This is a genomic window from Polaromonas sp. P3_C2, assembly GCF_056402675.1.
This window is the reverse complement of sequence record NZ_JBFUGX010000020.1, coordinates 1-16,169: the sequence shown is the minus strand read 5'-3', so window position 1 is coordinate 16,169 and position 16,169 is coordinate 1. Positions and strand designations below refer to the sequence as shown.

Here is a 16,169-nt window from a genome sequence, read left to right as displayed (position 1 = left end):
GATATGGACAACGGTTTTCGGCCGTTTCATCAAACTGCCATGTGCCGTGGGTACGCTGGGGTGTTTGACCGATTTCCGGTTGTGCAGGAGAGAGCCTTGAGTTCAAGCGAAGAAGAATTGATGCGGCGGATCCGCAACGACCTGATCGACAGCTACGACGAAGAGCTGGAGATGGAGATTGAAGACCGCACCGTGGCCGAGCTTGTCGGGGAAGAGCAGCCTGCCCGCAGCCCCAGGGACGCGGCACAGGAAAAAGAAGACCGCCGCCAGTACTTCCGTGAGCTGTTCCGCCTGCAGGCCGAACTCGTGAAGCTGCAGGACTGGGTGGTCAGCACCGGCCACAAGGTGGTGATTTTGTTTGAAGGGCGCGACGCCGCCGGCAAGGGAGGCGTGATCAAACGCATCACCCAGCGGCTCAATCCGCGCGTCTGCCGTGTGGCGGCATTGCCGGCCCCGAACGACCGCGAGCGCACGCAGTGGTACTTCCAGCGTTATGTGTCCCATTTGCCGGCAGCCGGCGAGATCGTGCTGTTTGACCGCAGCTGGTACAACCGCGCCGGCGTGGAACGCGTCATGGGCTTTTGCACCGACGACCAGTACGAAGAATTTTTCCGTACCGTGCCGGAGTTTGAAAAGATGCTGGTGCGTTCGGGCATACAGCTCATCAAGTACTGGTTTTCCATTTCCGATGAAGAGCAGCACCTGCGCTTTCTCGGGCGCATCCACGACCCGCTCAAGCAATGGAAGCTCAGCCCCATGGATCTGGAGTCACGCCGCCGCTGGGAGGAGTACACCAAGGCCAAGGAGATCATGCTGGACCGCACCCACATCCCCGAGGCCCCATGGTGGGTGGTGCAGGCGGACGACAAGAAAAAAGCCCGCCTGAACTGCATCCACCACCTGCTGCAGCAGATGCCCTACCAGGAAACCCCGCACCCGCCCATCGTGCTGCCCGAACGGGTGCGCCATGAGGACTATGTGCGCGTTCCGGTCCCACAAAACATTGTGGTACCGGAAATCTACTAACACCCCCGTTCAGGCTCACTTCAGAAATAGACCCACCCCTGTCCAGGCTCACTGCGTGTAGCCTGTTCCCCCCTCGAGGGGGCGGCGCCTGCGGCCCGGCAAAGCCGGTTCCGCGGCACCTGCTGGGTTTAAGAGTTCTTTGGTAACCAGTGGGAGCGGTCAGTCCCTCACGTCAGCTACTGGATTGGCGCCGAAATCTGGCCGTGCCAGGAAAGCGAGGATTCGCGCAGCGGCATCTTCGGGCGATGTCAGTACGCCGCCCGTTTTCAAACCTACAAACGACTCACGATCCGGAAAGGCCTTGGGGTCGGCTGCGCGCAGCTGCTCCTGCATGCCTGTGTCGATCACGCCGGGTGCGAGTGAGCAGACTTTGGCGCCATGGGGCTTCAGGGCTTCTTCCAGTGCCAGGCAGCGGGTGAAATGGTCCATGCCGGCTTTGGCGGCGCAGTAAGCCGCTTGCGAAGCCATGGCGCGGCGCCCCAGGCCCGACGAAATATTGAGCACCTTGCGCGGCGCCTGCCAGCCGCCGGTGGCGCGCAGGAAGGCGGCGGTGATTTGCATGGGCGCTTCCAGTCCCACACGCAGCGCCCTTGCCAGGTCTGCTTCGCCAATCTGGTCCAGCGAGCCGATCTGCGGGATCACGCCTGCGTTGTTGATCAGCGTGACGCTGGTCCAGGGTGCCCTGGCATGTGAATCCTTGAGCCAGCTTTCCAGCTTCTCATTCAGTGAGCCGCTGTCCGCCAGGTCATGCGCCCATTGCAGCACCGTAGCGCCGACATGCTGCGCATGTTCTTCCAGCTCGGGCACGGCAGTGCGCGAAATGCCAAGCACCGTGTGGCCGGCGGTGAGCAGCTGGCGTGCCATGGAAAAGCCCATGCCGCGCGAGGCGCCTGTGATCAGGGTGAGGTGGGTGTTTTGTGTCATGGTTGCATGGTAGCGCCGGTACCATGGAACTGCTCGCGGTCTAAAAGTCGGGCTTGCTTTCAAATGCCATCGCCTGCCCGCTGGCCGGATGCGTGAGCTGCAGCGCTGCGGCGTGCAGCAACAGCCGGGGCGCGGCCGCCTGTACCGTTTCAGAGGCGTACAGCGCGTCGCCTAAAATCGGATGGCCCAGCGCTTTTAGATGCACGCGCAATTGATGCGACCGGCCGGTGACAGGTTCGAGTTCTACGCGCGTGGTGTTAGCCGCCGTATCATGCGCCAGCACGCGCCAGCGGGTCTGGCTGGGTTTGCCGCGTTCGGCATCGATGATGCGCAGCGGCCGGCGTGGCCAGTCCACGATGATGGGCAGGTCGATCAGGCCCCAGCCGTCCGGGGCATTCGGATCACTCGATGCGGGCAAGTGGCCGCTTACCACCGCCACGTAGCGCTTGCCAACCTCACGCGTTTCAAACGATCGGCTCAGCGCCCGCTGCATGGCCGCGCCGCGCGCCATCAGCATCAGGCCCGAGGTGGCCTGGTCCAGCCGGTGCACGATCAGGGCGTCTGGAAAGGCGGCCTGCACGCGGGCACTCAGGCAGTCCTGCTTGTCTTCGCCGCGTCCCGGCACTGAGAGCAGTCCTGAAGGCTTGTCCAGCACCAGCAGGAACTCATCGGCGTGTAGCAGCCTCACACCTGGAATGTCGATGACATTACCTGCGGGGTAATTGTTCTGCGGCGGCTCGGCCTTCATGATTCAGTCAACGAAAAGTTTTTAACCAAGGAGAAGACATCATGACTGACGCAGGTGCCATTGCCATTGCATGTGGATTGATCATCGGCCTGGGCGCCATTGGCGCCTGCCTGGGCATAGGGACGATGGGCGGGCGATTTCTGGAAGGTGCCGTGCGCCAGCCCGAATTGATGGAGCCGCTGCAGGTCAAGATGTTCCTGCTGGCCGGCCTGATCGATGCCAACTTCCTGATCGGTGTGGGCATCGCCATGATGCTCTTGTTCGCCAATCCCCTCTAGGGCTGGGGCTTGGCTTTAGGCGGCGGGAAGTTGTGAACCGGCGGGCTGCTGCGTTTGACTTCCCGCAGCATGAAGAGGTAAAGGCTTTCGACTTTCTCGCGCGCCCAGGGCGTCTTGCGCAAAAATTTCAGGCTGGACGCCACGCTGGGGTCGCTGGTAAAACAGCGGATGTTGATGCGCTGGCCCAGCTCTTCCCAGCCGTAGTGGTCAGACAGCGCAGTGACGATCGTTTCCAGCTTGACGCCATGCAGTGGATTGCCCGGCTGTGCTGGAGCGACAGCCAGGACATCTCCGGGCGGGTTTGCAGGCAAGTCGCCAGTGCCGACCATCAAAACCTTATTTGTTCTTCAGTTTGCCGCGCAGCGGAACCTGCGTCACGATGGTCGGGCGCACCGCGTCGGGAGACACCGTCTTGGGTGGCGAGGTGTCCTTCTTCGGCTTCTTGACCATCTTGTTGTTGTTTTGCTGTCCTTTTGCCATGGTTTTCTCCGTTGGGTTGAGTGAGGTTGATAAAAGAATCGCGAGAGGGATGCCGTGATTATCAATGCAACTTGATGCGGGGGCGATAGGTGCGGTCCAGCATTTCCGACAGCGTGATCAGTGCGGTTTTCTTGAAGCCGCCCAGCGCCAGCTGGTGCTGCTTGTGCAGGCCCCAGTACATGAACTTGGCCAGCTGGCCTTCAATGAAGAAGCTGCCCTTGGTGAGACTGCCCATCAGGCTGCCGACGGAAGAGTATTCCGACAGCGACACCAGCGAACCCTGGTCCTTGAAGACGAAGGGCGCTACCGGCTTGCCGGCGATCAGGTCGGAGAGTGAGCGTGTCAGGTACATGGCCTGCTGGTAGGCGGCCTGGGCTCGCGGTGGTACCCAGGTGCCGTCGGGTTGCTGGCATGCCGCACAGTCGCCAAAGGCATAGATGTTTGCGTCGCCCGTGCTTTGCAGGTTTCCGTTCACCACCAGCTGGTTGAGCCTGTTGGTTTCCAGCGGGTTGCCATCGCCCAGGGTCCGCAGAAAGTCGGAGGCTTTTACGCCGGCGGCCCACACCGTGATGCTCGATGAAATGACCTTGCCGCTGGCCATCTTCAGGCTGTCGGCCGTGACTTCCACCACTTTTTCATTGGTGTGCACTTCGATGGCCAGCTTGCGCAGCTCGCGCATGGCCGATTCGCTCAGTCGCTCGGGCAACTGGGCCAGCAGGCGCGGCGCGGCTTCGACGAGAATGATCTGCAGGTCTTTTTCGGGGTGGATGTGGTCAAAGCCGTAGTTGGCCAGCACCCGCGCTGCGGCGTGCAGCTCGGCGGCCAGCTCCACCCCGGTGGCGCCGCCGCCCACGATCGCCACCGTCAGACGACCGCTGCCGGCCACGCGCGGCACGGTTTGCGCGCGAATGCAGGCGTTGATGAGGCGGTCGTTAAAGCGCTTGGCGGCCTGCGGGCTGTCGAGCTTGATGGTGTGTTCGGCCGCACCGGGCGTGCCGAAGTCGTTGGTCTGGCTGCCCACGGCAATCACCAGCGTGTCGTAGGCCAGTTGCTGGGCCGGTGTGATCTCGCGGCCGGCTTCGTCATGGCTGGCGGCCAGCTGCAGGGTTTTGTTCTGGCGGTCCACGCCGGTCAGGCTGCCCAGACGGAACTTGAAGTGGTTCCAGCGGGCCTGCGCGAGGTATTCAATTTCTTCGGCGTGGGTGTCAAAACTGCCGGCGGCCAGCTGGTGCAGCAGCGGTTTCCAGACGTGGGTGCGGGCGGCGTCGACCAGGGTGACCTCGGCCAGGCCCTTTTTGCCCAGGCGTTTGCCCAGTTGCGTGGCCAGCGCCAGCCCTCCGGCGCCTCCGCCCACTATGACGATGCGGTGCATAACTTCTTCCTCCTGGTGCCAGGGTGGCCCTGTTATGTCGCCATGTTAACTGCCTGTTTCGCCTAAAACGGTCTCCCACTTAAAGCCAATGGCCTAATTTTCAGGCCAGCAGGCGGGCTTATCGGGCTTGTTTTCCGGTTTGGGTAAAAATGGTCCCGCTCCGGGGAGAGCCCTCATGCCTGTGGATGAGTCAATGCACTAATTCTGGATTTAGCTATACAGGACGTGCGCAAGCAGCTATTAAATCAATAGCATTGCAACCGCCGAAGCGTCCCCTCAAGAGTAGCCCCGTGCCACACCTGGCGGGTACGGCGCTGTTAAGCTTCGGGCCGCATGCCGACACACTCATTCAAGGAACTCACCCGCCAGCGCGCCTACATGCGCATGTGGTTCGCCCGGATTTTTGCCACCACAGGCAACCAGATGCTGATGGTCGCCGTGGGCTGGCAGATGTACGAACTGACCGGTAACGCCTGGGACCTCGGGCTGGTGGGGCTGTACCAGTTTGTTCCGGCCTTGCTGCTGACGCTGGTGGCCGGACACGTCGCCGACCGATTTCACCGTGGGCGCATCATCGCGGCCTGCCTGGTCACGCAGGCCACGGTGGCGATGATCCTGGTGGCGGCCACACAGGGCTGGCAAATTGGGGGAATGCACCACAGCTGGGCTTCGCGCGAGTTGTTGCTGGCAGTGTCGGTCATGCTGGGCGTGGCCCGCGCCTTCCAGATGCCCGCGCAGCAATCGCTTACCCCGGTGCTGGTGCCGCCCGCCATGCTGCCGCGCGCCATGGCTTTCAGCTCGGCCGGCATGCAGGCAGCAGTCATAGGCGGGCCAGCGCTGGGTGGCGTGATTTTTGTGGCCGGCGCCACGGCGGTGTATGCCACCTGCGCCTTCCTCTTTGCCACCGGCTGCGTGCTGATCGCGGTGCTGCGCTATGACCACGCGCCGCCGCCGCGCGAGCCGGTGACGCTGCGCACGCTGCTGGCCGGCGTGGAGTTTGTATGGCAGCGCAAGGCCCTGCTGGGCGCCGCGTCGCTGGATCTTTTTGCCGTGCTGCTGGGCGGCGCCACGGCCTTGCTGCCCATGTTCGCCAAAGACATCCTGCACGTCGGGCCCTGGGGCCTGGGCCTGCTGCGCGGTGCCCCTGCGGTCGGCGCTTTGCTGACGTCCGCGGTGCTGACCCGCTGGCCGCTGGAGCGACGCGTCGGGCCGACCATGCTGTCGGCCGTAGCCCTTTATGGCGTGTGCATGGTGGTGTTTGGCCTGTCGACCAGCTTTGTGCTGTCACTGCTGGTGCTGGCCGTCTCGGGCGGCGCCGATATGGTCAGCGTGGTGGTGCGCCAGACACTGGTGCAGATCGAAACGCCGAATGAAATGCGCGGCCGCGTCAGCGCGGTCAACTCCGTGTTCATCGGCGCGTCCAACCAGCTTGGAGAGTTTGAATCAGGCGCCACTGCAGCGCTGCTGGGGCCGGTCGGGTCGGTTGTGGCGGGTGGGGTGGGGACGCTGCTGGTGGCTGCGGCGTGGTTCAGGCTCTTCCCGTCGTTGTCGCGGCGGGACAAGATGGTTAACCGTTAGCGTCCGCGCTTTCAAAACCGGGATCGTGAGATTTCGATGAATGAGTCAACGCATCACTTGAGTGAAGCCTCCACCAGCGCTGCCCATGATTCAAAAGAATCGGCTGGCCAGTTGTTGTCGACCTTGAGCCTTTCGACTAAGAAGGGCCGCGGCCTGCCACCGTACCAGTTCACCCAGACGCAAGTGCCATTGCCTGGAATTTGTGCAAGTGGAACGTCGAATTCTTTCACGAAGAATTCCGTGCCGGCCGGAAATTCGGACAGCTTGGGAATGCGCGGTTTCGGGGTGCGCTTTGGGATGTAGACGCAGGCGAATGCAACAAGTGACAGTGCAATCACGATCAACATTTCGAGTGGCATATATGGGGCCTAAGGATTGAGATGAACTCGACCTGACTTGTCGAGGTGAACTCTTGATGGAAGCTTAGCCGCCACGCATTTCACGCAGCACCTGGCGGGCAAGATACCCGAAGGAGGCACCGGTCCCAGGCACGCCGACTGTTGGCGGAAACGACGGAGTAGCGTTCCTGAACTCTTCGACACCGAGTAACGCTCCATTGGCGCGCGAGAGCATGGCTTCGAATTCCCAGAACTCCGACGTATCGGTCAGCCAGACGCCTGCCATCAGGTTCCCTTCCTGTTCGGGGATTTCATGGAGCTGTACCAATAGGCCGGACGCAGGCTTAAGCCCGTGCGAAAGAAGAACCGTATGAAGCCAAGCCTGCAATGAGGATTGGAGTGCAGCCGCGTGCTCGATCTGAGCCTTGACGGCGGCATTCTGCTGTTGAACATTGCGTTGGAGTGCCATGGTGCCTGATGGTTGCTGCTGATGGACGTGTTATCCATGCCTGGCTTTTGTCGGGTCACGGGGAAATTCAGGCGCCAGGTACCCGCTATAGGAGAGCACTGTACCGAGCAATGGGAGGCCGACTTCTACTTTGAACTGATACTGACCGTTGTCGATGCACTTCGATGCGGCCGTGCGAGGCAGGAGCCAAAGAGGGAAGGGAACGCCCGCYAGCCGGCCCCCGATGGGCCGCCAGACCCAGCCGCCATTGACAATGGAAACACCCAGCTTGAGGCGAAGCAGGCCCGATGACTCGACCCAGTAACCCGATGGATAACGACCTGTCGGCGTGAAGGTTGAGGCAAACGTGGAGGTTTTATTGAAGGTACGGTTCCAGTGAAGCTCGGTGTCAGTGCTGAAAATGGAAACGCTCATCGATGCAGTCCCGTCGCAAGGCGGGACACCAAGTTTTTGCGCAAGCCGCCGGCCTGCCCAACCTGCAAGGCCGGTGCCCAGGCGAACCTCGACTGTGCCAGAGAGCATGCCTCCAGACCGATGAAGTTCCTGGAGCAACGGGTGCAGTTGTGCGAAGGCCTCACCAAACCAGGTTTCAACGACTGCTGACATGCGCTCTTTCGGTTGCGGTGCAGTTCCGCCATGAACCGGATCAACAGAAGGGGGGGGCTGCACACTGCAGGTGATTTTAGGTGTGTAGCTGGCAGGCCGCTGTCCTCCAGATGAAGGGCGCTGGCGGCTCGGGTCCTGTTGTCTTCAAAGGACGACCATTGCGCCCCGCTTCGCAACGAAGCGCAGTGATCCGTCTACCGCCCCGTATTMGCCCGTATCCGGTTCACTTCCACCGGCGTGATTTCACTCGCCCTATTGCCCCATGACTGTCGGACATGCGTCAGCACCAGCGCCATGTCGGCGTCGTTCAGCACCAGCACGAAGGGCGGCATGCCAAAGGGGCGAGGGTTGCCGGCGGTGGCCGGGGCGTAGCCGCCATTCAGCACGATCTGCACCAGGTTCACGGCCTGGCTCATGGTCACGGCGCGGTTGCCTGCCAGCGCCGGGTAGGCATTGGCGATGCCTTCGCCCTTGGCACCGTGGCACTGGGCGCAGTGCTGTTCATAGAGTTTGGCGGCGCGTTCCACCGACTCGCCCTGCGTCTTGATGGTGGCCGGCTCGGGGGGCGTGGTGTGCGAGGGCGGCAGCTCTTTGAGGAACTGCGCCATCGCGCCGAGGTCGGCATCGCTCAAATACTGCGTGCTGCGCTGGACGACTTCAGCCATGGGGCCGGTGACCGAGGCGCGTGGTGAAACGCCGTTTTTCAGAAGGCTCACGATGTGTTGCCTGTCCCAGTCGCTCACGCCCGCTTCATACGGCGAGGTCAATGAGGGCGCATACCAGTTCTGCATGGGGATCAGCCCGCCGGCCAGGTCCAGCCCCGCGTCGCTGGCGCCCAGCGCATTGCGTGCGGTGTGGCAGGCCGCACAATGACCCAGGCCCTTGACCAGGTAGGCGCCGCGATTCCAGTCGGCGCTGCGTGCGGTGTCCGGTTGGTACACACCGGGGCTGAAGTACAGGGCGCGCCACACCGCAAGCGCTGCCTGCGACTGGTAAGGAAAGCGCAGCGCATGGGATTGGTTGGGCTGCACCGCAGCGGGCATGCTACGCAGGTAGGCAAACAGCGCATCCGAGTCTTCGCGCGTGACCTGCGTGTAGCTGGTGTAGGGGAAGGCCGGGTAGAGCAGGCGGCCGTTTTTGGAGCGGCCGTTGTGCATGGCGCGCCAGAAATGGGCGGATGACCAGCTGCCGATGCCGGTTTTGTCGTCGGGCGTGAGGTTGGACGTGAACACTGTGCCAAACGGCGTAGCAATGCCGCGCCCGCCCGCATAGGCCTGGCCGCCTTGCACGGTGTGGCAGGTCTGGCAATTGCCGGCGCGCGCCAGGTAGGCGCCCCGGGCAATCAGGCTGTCGCTGGGGGCCGCGTTAGCCACAGGCGCCTTCACGTCGACTTCGTCGCGCACATTCAGGGCCCATACCAGCAAAACCGCGGCGGCTGCCAGGGTGGAAAGGCCCACCGCCCATTTGAGGAGGGTCTTCATTTTTGCGGTTTCCTGGTGGGCAAAGTCGGTACAGCGGGCATGTCTGCTGCGCTCCCGCAGGTGATGGCCACAGCGCCGGGTGCGAGCGCGGGCAGCGTGGTGGCTGGTTTGGTGCTTGCCGGCAGGGGCTGCGCCGCCACCCAGCTGGCGACGGCATTGATGTCTTCCAGGGTGAGTTTTTCCACTACATTTTTCATGCAGTCCGGCGCGTGCGCGCGGCGCTGGCCGGCCTTCCAGGCGCCCAGCTGTGCATTGAGGTAGTCACGCGGCAGCCCCAGCAGGCCTGGAATGGCAGGCGCCACGCCGGTCATGGCCTGGCCGTGGCACTGCACGCAGGCCGGCAGCCGGCGCGCGGCGTCGCCCTGCATGGCCAACTGCTGTCCATGGCGCATGGCCTCGGGTGATGCGGCAGCGGGCAGGGGTGCGGGATAGGGGACTTCGAGCTGGGAGAAGTATTGCGCGATCTCCATCAGGTAGGTGTCGCTGAGCGGTTCGATCAGCTGCGTCATGAGGCCGTAGTGGCGGCGCCCGTCGCGAAAGTTCAGCAGCTGGTTGTACAGGTAGCCCGCCGGTTTTCCCGCCAGGCGCGGGTAGTAGCCGTCGGGTGCAGCCCGGCCCTGCGGCCCGTGGCAGGCCGTGCAGGCCATGGTGCGCTGCGCGATGGTGTCTTCAAACGGCGGCGGGGCTGCCTGGGCGGCACCCGCCATGGCAAATGCAAGGCCGGCCCACAACAGCCGCGTGGCCAGCACACGCTTGCAAAAGCGTAGGAAAAATCTAGGGTTCATGGGGCCATCATGCCGCACATGGGCGGCCGGTGTCAGCATCAGTTGCGCTCCCAAAAAACATATCAGATGAAAAACGGTGAAATTGACGGGACGCTGGGCGCGGTGGACCCGTTGCAAAAGTCCCTGGCGGGGGCCGCACGGCTGACGGCAGCCGGGCTTGCCGCCCTACCTGCGGGGGTCTTGCAGCGCGCGGACACAGGCCAGAAAATGGTCCCAGCTGGTCTGCACTTCCTTCACACGCACGCCTTTGTCCAGCACTGCACCGCAGGCTGCTTCAGCGCGCCGCACCACCTTGGTCAATGCGCTGCCCGGCAAGGGGGGAATCTGCGCGCGCAGCGCGTCGGCTTTCGCCCGCATCTGCATGATGGCGTCCCTGGCCAGCGTCTTGTTGCCGGCGCAGGCAATCATGCCGATCATTTCCGCCATTTCACCAAACGCCGGATCCAGGTGCCAGGCCGCGGCCGTGCCGAGCGCCAGTACCCACAGGCGCTTGTTGCGTACAGAAGGTGCGTCTGCCGGCGCGCCCTGCAAGCTGGCGCCGGTAGCCTCCACGGCATCCTGGGCCGTCGGGCCGGGTGGCGTGGTGCCGGTCGCTGGGTGGGTGGGCTTGTTCATGGCGCTTTGTCTTGTATAGACAAGGCTGGATTTTGCCTGAGTGCTCCAGGACCCGGCAGCTGCCTGCGGCCAAGACCCGCTTTTCTTAGGGGAAAAGTGCCTGAAGCCGTTTATGGACGGGCGAAAGCAGCTATCAAAAATATAGCAAATTAACTGTTTAGCCAGTCTGCGATGTGCCGGCACACCCAGCCGGGATCGTCGTGCGGCAGGTCATGCCCGGCCCAAGGGTGTTCGTGGTGCGCGGCCTGCCAGGCTTTCGCCAGGCGAGAGGTGCAGCGCGGGTTCACCAGGTGGTCGGCCGCCGAAGACAGCAGCAGGGTGGGGCAGGTCGGCGGCGCGGTAATGCTGAAAGCCGCTGCGGCCCCCAGCTGGCGCCAGGCATTGGCGGCGCTGACGGGCGCATCCCGGCGGATACGGGTCCACGTGGCCAGGTCTTCATCGCGCGACGCGGTGTTGTTGCAGGTCAGCCGGTGGATGATGCGTTCGGCGCTGTCTGTATCGCCCCAGCGCAAAGCCAGCAAGGCCAGCGGCAGCCAGTTGGCCGGGCGCAGGCGTTCGGTCACCCGGCCGTGGGGACGCATGCTGGTGTTGACCAGCACCAGCCGCGAGACTTCGCCCGGGTACTGCAGCGCCCAGTCGGCCGCCACCATCGCGCCCAGTGACATCGCCACCAGCCGATAGGGAGGCTGCAGGCCGCTGGCCAATAGCTGTGCCCGTGCAAAGTCTGTCATGCCGCGCACCGAGCGCGGTGAGGTGCCGCGGTGAAAGACGCCGTTGCCCGGAAGGTCAAGCGCCACAGTCTGGCTTGCTTCGGCGGCAGGCAATGTTGCGGCAAGCTGCGGTGCAAAGCCGCCCCAGTGCCGCGCTTCGCGGGTCAGGCCCCTGAGCAACACCCAGGTCATGTCACAACACCCTGCGCGGGCGCCAGTGCGCTGCGGCAAGCCGTGCGAGCTGCACGCGCTGGTCGCCCGAAGGCAGCCAGCGCGGTGCGGAGAATGCGGCGCGTGTCAGGAAATCCAGCAGGTCTGCATGGCGGCGCAGTACACGCCGTGTGCGGTGGGCCTTGATGGGGTTGAAAATTCCATGGCGCGAAAACAGCTGGCGCGGGTTCTTGCGTATCCATAACCACGAGCCCAGCTCCAGCGTCATCGGCAAAAAGATGTTCTCCGCCGGGGCGCGATCATAGGCATGGTCCCAAAGGTCGCCGTGCAGCAGGTACTGGTTGCTTTGCGGCTCAAAGCTGTAGGCGTGGTGCGGGTGCGATTGCTCCAGCATGGTCCGCAGTGCAAACATCTCCGGCAGGTGCGGCATCAGCCGGCGCGTCCTGGCGTACGGAAACCACAGGCTGTCCTCAAAGCCGTAGCCCGAATGGCAGTCCAGTGCCAGGCTGAAGGGCCGGCTGGCCAGTTGTTCCCGCACCACTTGCAATACGGCCGCGCTTTCCACTTCCATCGGCATGCCCGGCCTTCCGCAGTACCAGGGAAGCTGGGGGCTCACGGTTTGCCCGCCGGCCAGGAAAGGCACACGGGCGTCGGCCTTGTGGGGGGCGTTGCGCATCAGGTCCACGCCCTGGGGGTTGGCGCGCTTGTGCGCCCACATGCCGCCGGGATTCACGATGGGCATGAACACCAGCCGGATCTTTTCGAGTTGCCGGTGCAGCAGATCGTCCCACTCCAGGCGAAACAGCAACGCCCGCATGTAATGCAAAACCAGCTGCGTGCCGATGCGTTCCAGTCCATGGATGCCGCCGAAGAAGCCCACCGCGGGCGCCGCCGGATCGCGGGAGCCGATGCCCGCCACATACAGGGGAAAAGACGGGCCGGCAGTATGCGCTTCGGCCGCAACGGCCACATCAAAGTGCGCGCTGCCCGCCAGCAAGATCATCTTGAGCTCTTCCATCTCTGCAAAGCTGGCCGCCGCATCCCGCGCCGGCGTGAGGCTGTAAGGGCTGTGAAGGCTGCGCGGGCTGTCGGCAGCGCTATTCAGTGGCGGAGGGAGCATCCGCCCATCCTTGCACAGTTGTTTGACAGGCGTGCTACAGCTTGTTGTTTTGCAGTGAAGACCGGGAACCTGGCTGGCGCGGCTCGGCGCCCGCCCGCTGTGAAATGGCAGCAATCACCTGGTGCAGGGCCTTGTTCACCGGTTTGTCGTTGCGAATGATCAGGGCCAGCGTCCTTTGCAGCCGTGGGTACAACGGGTGGACCACGAGTTCGGCATGCTGCCCTGGGCCGGTGACCGCCATTGCGGGCAGGATGCTGCAGCCCAGGCCCGCTGCCACCATTTCCTTGATGGCTTCGACGCTGCCCAGTTCCATGATGGGTTTGGGGGCGTGGCCCGCATCCTGAAACCACTGGTCGATGATCACGCGGGTGTTGGCCGCCGGCTCGAACAGCACCAGCTCGCGCTTTGCCAGGACGGCCGGGGTGATCCTGGCGGGCATGGCGGCGTCACGCTTGGGTGCGATGGCCACAAACTCGTCGTTGAACAACGGTGTCACCGCCAGCGCGCGCCGTTTGACGGGCAGCGTGACCAGCGCCAGGTCCAGCATGTTGCCTTCCACCGCCTTGACGAAGTCGGCCGTGTTGCCCGTGCTGACCACCACGCTCAGATTGGGAAACCGCAGCCTCAATGAGCGCAGGATTTGCGGCAGGAAATAAAGGCAGGCTGTGGCGCCAATGCCCAGTGTGATGCGGCCAGCCACATTCGAGGAGTGGGAAGCCATGGCGGCCATGACGCCGTCTACGGCGGTGTTGACATGCTGGATTTCTTCCATCAGGTCAAGCCCTGCGGGTGTGGGCGTTGCGCGGCGCGCCACGCGTTCAATCAGGCGCACGCCCAGCTTCTGCTCCAGCTGCCTGATTTGCAGGCTGACGGCGGGCTGTGAAAGGCCCAGCCTTTCGGCCGCACCGGAAAAGCTCCCGGTTTCAACGATGARGGCGTAGGTGCGCAGGTGGTCCAGGTTGAGCATGCAAAGAAATTCTAATCAATCTGATAAGTTTTGACATATTTACTTATGCATGCCGTTGCGCAACCATAGCGGCATGCACCTCACACCCATACCCCATGCCACGCGCCCCGGCCCTTCCTCCGGAACTTGCGATTCCCTGGTGATCGGTCCCTGTGCCGAAAGCCATATGGAGGCAATCCAGGCGATATACGCGCACTACGTGGCCACCAACCTGGCGACGTTTGAGCTGGAGCCGCCCAGCGTCGCGCAGATGTTGTCGCGCCGCGCCGACATCCTGCAGGGCGGCTACCCCTACCTGGTGGCGCACCGCAACGCAGAGGTGGTGGGGTACGCCTATGGCAGTGCCTATCGTTCGCGGCCGGCCTATCGCCATACGGTGGAAGACTCGATTTACGTCGCGCCAGGCATGCGCCAGGCCGGCATTGGCAGCGCCTTGCTGCGTGAGCTGATCCGCCAGTGCGAGCAACGCGGTTTCCGGCAAATGGTGGGCGTGGTCGGCAACAGCGCCAACACGGGCTCGCTCAGGGTGCACGAGGCGCTGGGTTTTACCCGTGTCGGCACGCTGGGCTGTGTCGGCTACAAGTTCGGCCAGTGGGTGGACACGGTGCTGATGCAGCGCGCGCTCGGCGACGGCGCCGCGTCGCCCGGGGCTTTGCCCGTGGGTCTACGGCAGATACCGGCAGTTCAGTCCCCCGGCTCGATCACCACATCCGACAGTGGGTACGCGACACAGGGCAGGATGTAGCCCGCCTGCTTTTCCTCGGCGCTCAGGCCCGGCCATTCGATGCGGTAAGCCACCTGCCCGCTGGCCATCCGGCGGATGCAGGTGCGGCAGGTGCCGTTTCTGCACGAACTGTCCATCGCCACGCCGGCCTGGAGTGCTGATTGCAGGATCGGCAGGGACGGCGAGGCGCTGAAATGCACCCCTTCCGGGTTCAGCTGGACGCTGAACAGAACCGCATTCGCCGGATCGCCAGGGTGGGCCGGGTCGTCCATCGCTGCTTCGGGTACGGGTAGCTGCCTGCGCCGGCGTCTGCGTTAACCGCGCAGGCGTTCCAGCAGCAGCACGGTCATCAGGGACAGCAACAACTGCTGCTCTTCGCGTTCATTGACGGGGGCCATCCGCTCGGCGGTGAACCGGCCCTCAAACAGGGCGGGCTGCTTGGTGAGCTCGGCCACCAGGGTGCCGTCGGGTCTCGTCACCTGGTAGGCGGGATGGAACAGGTAGCCCGAAAACATACCGATCACCGGAATCTGGCTGAATAGGCCGTCAAGAAAACGCGTCATCACGCTTTTCTCGTTGATGCTGAAGTGGGTGACGCCGTTGTCCTGCACGTCAAAACCGGCTCTCCACATGGAGCGCATGCCGCGACGCTTGATGCCGCCCAGCGCCGCGCCCTGGGTATCGGTGAAGTGATAAAGCGCTGAAAAATCGATAATCCGGTCCGCCTTGATCTGGTAGAGCTGCCGGTCCTGTTTTTCATCGGTGAAAACCGTGATGGCTTCCTTGAGCTTGAAGAGTTTTTGTTTGACATACGCCACCGGCTGGCTATGCGCGTCCTTGACCAGAAATTGCGGTGCAAAGGCGATGAGTTTGAAGGACATTTGCAGGGGAAACTGAATACCTTGGGCCATGATGTGCAAGCGCTTGTAAGTGTTAGGGTGCGACGAATGTACCCGACGCCAAAGTCACTGGCCGGGCATTCATCCTGCCGCCGGACCGCCGTGAAGCGAATGTATTGCCGGGCGAGAGGCGATTTGGGCGACAATTCTGCTCCCCCGATCATTTCCCGCACCGATTCACAAGCGATTTTTTTCATGTCCAGCTATTCCGTCCGTCCCGCTACGCCCCGCGATGCCAAAACCATTGCCGAAATCCATGTCGCCACCTGGCAGGCCGCTTATAAAGACCTCATGCCCGAGGACTACCTCGGCAAGATCACGGTAGAAAAACGCCTGCCTTACTGGCGCGAAGCCATCGAATTCAGCGAACCGCAACTGCTGGTGGCCACGGACGGAGATGAGATCGTGGGCTTTGTCGGCTTTGACCGTTCCCGCGATGCCGGCACCAAATCCACTGTTGGCGAAATCTGGGCGCTGTATGTGCTGCCAGAACATTGGGGCAAGGGCGCAGGCCTGGCCCTGTGGGACGGCGCGCGTGAGGGCCTGAAAGAAGAGGGTTGCACGCAGGTCACGCTGTGGGTGCTTTTGCGCAATGAGCGTGCGCTGCGCTTTTATGAACACGCTGCGGGGTTCAAGCGCGAGATGCCATCGCTCAAGACGGTGGCTTTTGGCAGTGCCAAGCTGGAAGAGATCCGGCTCAAGCGGGTGGTTGATTGAGGGCTGGATTGTTGAACTGATTCTGTTTGGGCCGGTTCTTGCTCCTGCGTTGCGCTTTTTGCTGAGTTCTGCTGGCCGGGGGTTGCCCGGCGGCAACTCACTTTTCTTTTGCTTCGCCAAAAGCAAAGTAAGCAAAAGAAAAGGCGACCCTGCTGTCTGCG

Annotated in this window: 21 protein-coding genes; 5 read left to right on the top strand and 16 right to left on the bottom strand. The window is 63.1% G+C overall.

Features of this window, described 5'->3' with window-relative positions; genetic code table 11:
• The first annotated feature begins 120 nt into the window (after positions 1-120).
• On the top strand, positions 121-1,026 hold the full coding sequence (gene ppk2 / locus AC1DWI_RS02070) for a polyphosphate kinase 2 (RefSeq protein ID WP_477671621.1): 906 nt from the start codon (positions 121-123) through the stop codon (positions 1,024-1,026).
• Positions 1,027-1,185: 159 nt separating this feature from the next.
• Here the strand turns inward: ppk2 and AC1DWI_RS02065 are convergent, their stop codons facing one another.
• Positions 1,186-1,950, bottom strand: a complete 765-nt coding sequence (locus AC1DWI_RS02065) for an SDR family NAD(P)-dependent oxidoreductase (RefSeq protein ID WP_477671463.1) — start codon at positions 1,948-1,950, stop codon at positions 1,186-1,188.
• Between the two features lie 40 nt (positions 1,951-1,990).
• A complete protein-coding gene (locus tag AC1DWI_RS02060) occupies positions 1,991-2,698 on the bottom strand; it encodes a pseudouridine synthase (RefSeq protein WP_477671464.1) in 708 nt (235 codons plus the stop codon).
• A 41-nt stretch (positions 2,699-2,739) separates the two neighbouring features.
• Between AC1DWI_RS02060 and atpE the strand changes: the two genes are divergently transcribed.
• On the top strand, positions 2,740-2,976 hold the full coding sequence (atpE, locus tag AC1DWI_RS02055; protein WP_477671465.1) for a F0F1 ATP synthase subunit C: 237 nt from the start codon (positions 2,740-2,742) through the stop codon (positions 2,974-2,976).
• Here the strand turns inward: atpE and AC1DWI_RS02050 are convergent.
• The 3 genes from AC1DWI_RS02050 to AC1DWI_RS02040 all read right to left on the bottom strand — a co-directional run bounded on the left by AC1DWI_RS02050 (position 2,973) and on the right by AC1DWI_RS02040 (position 4,828).
• Positions 2,973-3,305, bottom strand: coding sequence for a VF530 family protein (locus AC1DWI_RS02050; RefSeq protein WP_477671466.1), 333 nt, complete (start codon positions 3,303-3,305; stop codon positions 2,973-2,975). The two genes, atpE and AC1DWI_RS02050, sit on opposite strands and share 4 nt — an antisense overlap.
• 7 nt (positions 3,306-3,312) lie before the next feature.
• Positions 3,313-3,456 (bottom strand): hypothetical protein, encoded by a 144-nt coding sequence (locus AC1DWI_RS02045; RefSeq protein ID WP_164483755.1) that lies wholly within the window; start codon positions 3,454-3,456, stop codon positions 3,313-3,315.
• Positions 3,457-3,517: 61 nt separating this feature from the next.
• Positions 3,518-4,828 (bottom strand): NAD(P)/FAD-dependent oxidoreductase, encoded by a 1,311-nt coding sequence (locus tag AC1DWI_RS02040; protein ID WP_477671467.1) that lies wholly within the window; start codon positions 4,826-4,828, stop codon positions 3,518-3,520.
• Positions 4,829-5,161: 333 nt separating this feature from the next.
• Here AC1DWI_RS02040 and AC1DWI_RS02035 point away from each other — a divergent pair, with 333 nt between their 5' ends.
• Positions 5,162-6,406 carry an MFS transporter gene (locus AC1DWI_RS02035; protein ID WP_477671468.1) on the top strand — a complete coding sequence of 415 codons (1,245 nt, stop codon included), beginning with the start codon at positions 5,162-5,164 and terminating at the stop codon, positions 6,404-6,406.
• A 53-nt stretch (positions 6,407-6,459) separates the two neighbouring features.
• On the opposite strand, the gene AC1DWI_RS02030 is transcribed toward AC1DWI_RS02035, so the two are convergent.
• From AC1DWI_RS02030 to AC1DWI_RS01990, 9 genes are all read right to left on the bottom strand, one after another.
• A complete protein-coding gene (locus AC1DWI_RS02030) occupies positions 6,460-6,765 on the bottom strand; it encodes a hypothetical protein (RefSeq protein WP_477672637.1) in 306 nt (101 codons plus the stop codon).
• 64 nt (positions 6,766-6,829) lie between these two features.
• Positions 6,830-7,213: a hypothetical protein gene (locus AC1DWI_RS02025; RefSeq protein WP_477671470.1), complete on the bottom strand. Its 384-nt coding sequence runs from the start codon at positions 7,211-7,213 to the stop codon at positions 6,830-6,832.
• Positions 7,214-7,243: 30 nt separating this feature from the next.
• Positions 7,244-7,819 carry a DUF4166 domain-containing protein gene (locus AC1DWI_RS02020; RefSeq protein WP_477671471.1) on the bottom strand — a complete coding sequence of 192 codons (576 nt, stop codon included), beginning with the start codon at positions 7,817-7,819 and terminating at the stop codon, positions 7,244-7,246.
• Positions 7,820-8,013: 194 nt separating this feature from the next.
• Positions 8,014-9,300, bottom strand: coding sequence for a c-type cytochrome (locus AC1DWI_RS02015; RefSeq protein WP_477671472.1), 1,287 nt, complete (start codon positions 9,298-9,300; stop codon positions 8,014-8,016).
• Positions 9,297-10,085 carry a c-type cytochrome gene (locus tag AC1DWI_RS02010; protein ID WP_477671473.1) on the bottom strand — a complete coding sequence of 263 codons (789 nt, stop codon included), beginning with the start codon at positions 10,083-10,085 and terminating at the stop codon, positions 9,297-9,299. Before AC1DWI_RS02010 ends, AC1DWI_RS02015 begins: the two co-directional genes overlap by 4 nt.
• Before the next feature lie 165 nt (positions 10,086-10,250).
• Positions 10,251-10,700, bottom strand: coding sequence for a hypothetical protein (locus AC1DWI_RS02005; RefSeq protein WP_477671474.1), 450 nt, complete (start codon positions 10,698-10,700; stop codon positions 10,251-10,253).
• A 149-nt stretch (positions 10,701-10,849) separates the two neighbouring features.
• Entirely contained in the window at positions 10,850-11,602 is a 753-nt protein-coding gene (locus AC1DWI_RS02000; protein WP_477671475.1) for an alpha/beta fold hydrolase, read from the bottom strand.
• Between the two features lies 1 nt (position 11,603).
• Entirely contained in the window at positions 11,604-12,701 is a 1,098-nt protein-coding gene (locus tag AC1DWI_RS01995) for a M14 family zinc carboxypeptidase (protein WP_477671476.1), read from the bottom strand.
• Positions 12,702-12,735: 34 nt separating this feature from the next.
• Positions 12,736-13,668 (bottom strand): LysR family transcriptional regulator, encoded by a 933-nt coding sequence (locus AC1DWI_RS01990; protein ID WP_477724306.1) that lies wholly within the window; start codon positions 13,666-13,668, stop codon positions 12,736-12,738.
• Between the two features lie 49 nt (positions 13,669-13,717).
• Between AC1DWI_RS01990 and AC1DWI_RS01985 the strand changes: the two genes are divergently transcribed.
• Positions 13,718-14,413, top strand: coding sequence for an N-acetyltransferase family protein (locus AC1DWI_RS01985; protein WP_477724305.1), 696 nt, complete (start codon positions 13,718-13,720; stop codon positions 14,411-14,413).
• Here the strand turns inward: AC1DWI_RS01985 and AC1DWI_RS01980 are convergent.
• Together AC1DWI_RS01980 and AC1DWI_RS01975 are read right to left on the bottom strand one after the other, a co-directional pair.
• Entirely contained in the window at positions 14,353-14,664 is a 312-nt protein-coding gene (locus AC1DWI_RS01980; protein WP_477671479.1) for a 2Fe-2S iron-sulfur cluster-binding protein, read from the bottom strand. The two genes, AC1DWI_RS01985 and AC1DWI_RS01980, sit on opposite strands and share 61 nt — an antisense overlap.
• Positions 14,665-14,706: 42 nt before the next feature.
• On the bottom strand, positions 14,707-15,303 hold the full coding sequence (locus AC1DWI_RS01975; protein WP_457279198.1) for an LURP-one-related family protein: 597 nt from the start codon (positions 15,301-15,303) through the stop codon (positions 14,707-14,709).
• Between the two features lie 183 nt (positions 15,304-15,486).
• On the opposite strand from AC1DWI_RS01975, the gene AC1DWI_RS01970 reads away from it, so the two are divergent.
• Positions 15,487-16,008, top strand: a complete 522-nt coding sequence (locus AC1DWI_RS01970) for an N-acetyltransferase family protein (protein ID WP_477671480.1) — start codon at positions 15,487-15,489, stop codon at positions 16,006-16,008.
• Positions 16,009-16,169: the final 161 nt, after the last annotated feature.

Bases quoted from the DNA above. Each gene is read 5' to 3' on its own strand.
- ppk2 (WP_477671621.1), top strand. From the start codon at position 121: ATGCGGCGGATCCGCAACGACCTGATCGACAGCTACGACGAAGAGCTG.
- AC1DWI_RS02065 (WP_477671463.1), bottom strand. From the start codon at position 1,950: ATGACACAAAACACCCACCTCACCCTGATCACAGGCGCCTCGCGCGGC.
- AC1DWI_RS02060 (WP_477671464.1), bottom strand. From the start codon at position 2,698: ATGAAGGCCGAGCCGCCGCAGAACAATTACCCCGCAGGTAATGTCATC.
- atpE (WP_477671465.1), top strand. From the start codon at position 2,740: ATGACTGACGCAGGTGCCATTGCCATTGCATGTGGATTGATCATCGGC.
- AC1DWI_RS02050 (WP_477671466.1), bottom strand. From the start codon at position 3,305: ATGGTCGGCACTGGCGACTTGCCTGCAAACCCGCCCGGAGATGTCCTG.
- AC1DWI_RS02045 (WP_164483755.1), bottom strand. From the start codon at position 3,456: ATGGCAAAAGGACAGCAAAACAACAACAAGATGGTCAAGAAGCCGAAG.
- AC1DWI_RS02040 (WP_477671467.1), bottom strand. From the start codon at position 4,828: ATGCACCGCATCGTCATAGTGGGCGGAGGCGCCGGAGGGCTGGCGCTG.
- AC1DWI_RS02035 (WP_477671468.1), top strand. From the start codon at position 5,162: ATGCCGACACACTCATTCAAGGAACTCACCCGCCAGCGCGCCTACATG.
- AC1DWI_RS02030 (WP_477672637.1), bottom strand. From the start codon at position 6,765: ATGCCACTCGAAATGTTGATCGTGATTGCACTGTCACTTGTTGCATTC.
- AC1DWI_RS02025 (WP_477671470.1), bottom strand. From the start codon at position 7,213: ATGGCACTCCAACGCAATGTTCAACAGCAGAATGCCGCCGTCAAGGCT.
- AC1DWI_RS02010 (WP_477671473.1), bottom strand. From the start codon at position 10,085: ATGAACCCTAGATTTTTCCTACGCTTTTGCAAGCGTGTGCTGGCCACG.
- AC1DWI_RS02005 (WP_477671474.1), bottom strand. From the start codon at position 10,700: ATGAACAAGCCCACCCACCCAGCGACCGGCACCACGCCACCCGGCCCG.
- AC1DWI_RS02000 (WP_477671475.1), bottom strand. From the start codon at position 11,602: ATGACCTGGGTGTTGCTCAGGGGCCTGACCCGCGAAGCGCGGCACTGG.
- AC1DWI_RS01995 (WP_477671476.1), bottom strand. From the start codon at position 12,701: ATGCTCCCTCCGCCACTGAATAGCGCTGCCGACAGCCCGCGCAGCCTT.
- AC1DWI_RS01985 (WP_477724305.1), top strand. From the start codon at position 13,718: ATGCCGTTGCGCAACCATAGCGGCATGCACCTCACACCCATACCCCAT.
- AC1DWI_RS01980 (WP_477671479.1), bottom strand. From the start codon at position 14,664: ATGGACGACCCGGCCCACCCTGGCGATCCGGCGAATGCGGTTCTGTTC.
- AC1DWI_RS01975 (WP_457279198.1), bottom strand. From the start codon at position 15,303: ATGGCCCAAGGTATTCAGTTTCCCCTGCAAATGTCCTTCAAACTCATC.
- AC1DWI_RS01970 (WP_477671480.1), top strand. From the start codon at position 15,487: ATGTCCAGCTATTCCGTCCGTCCCGCTACGCCCCGCGATGCCAAAACC.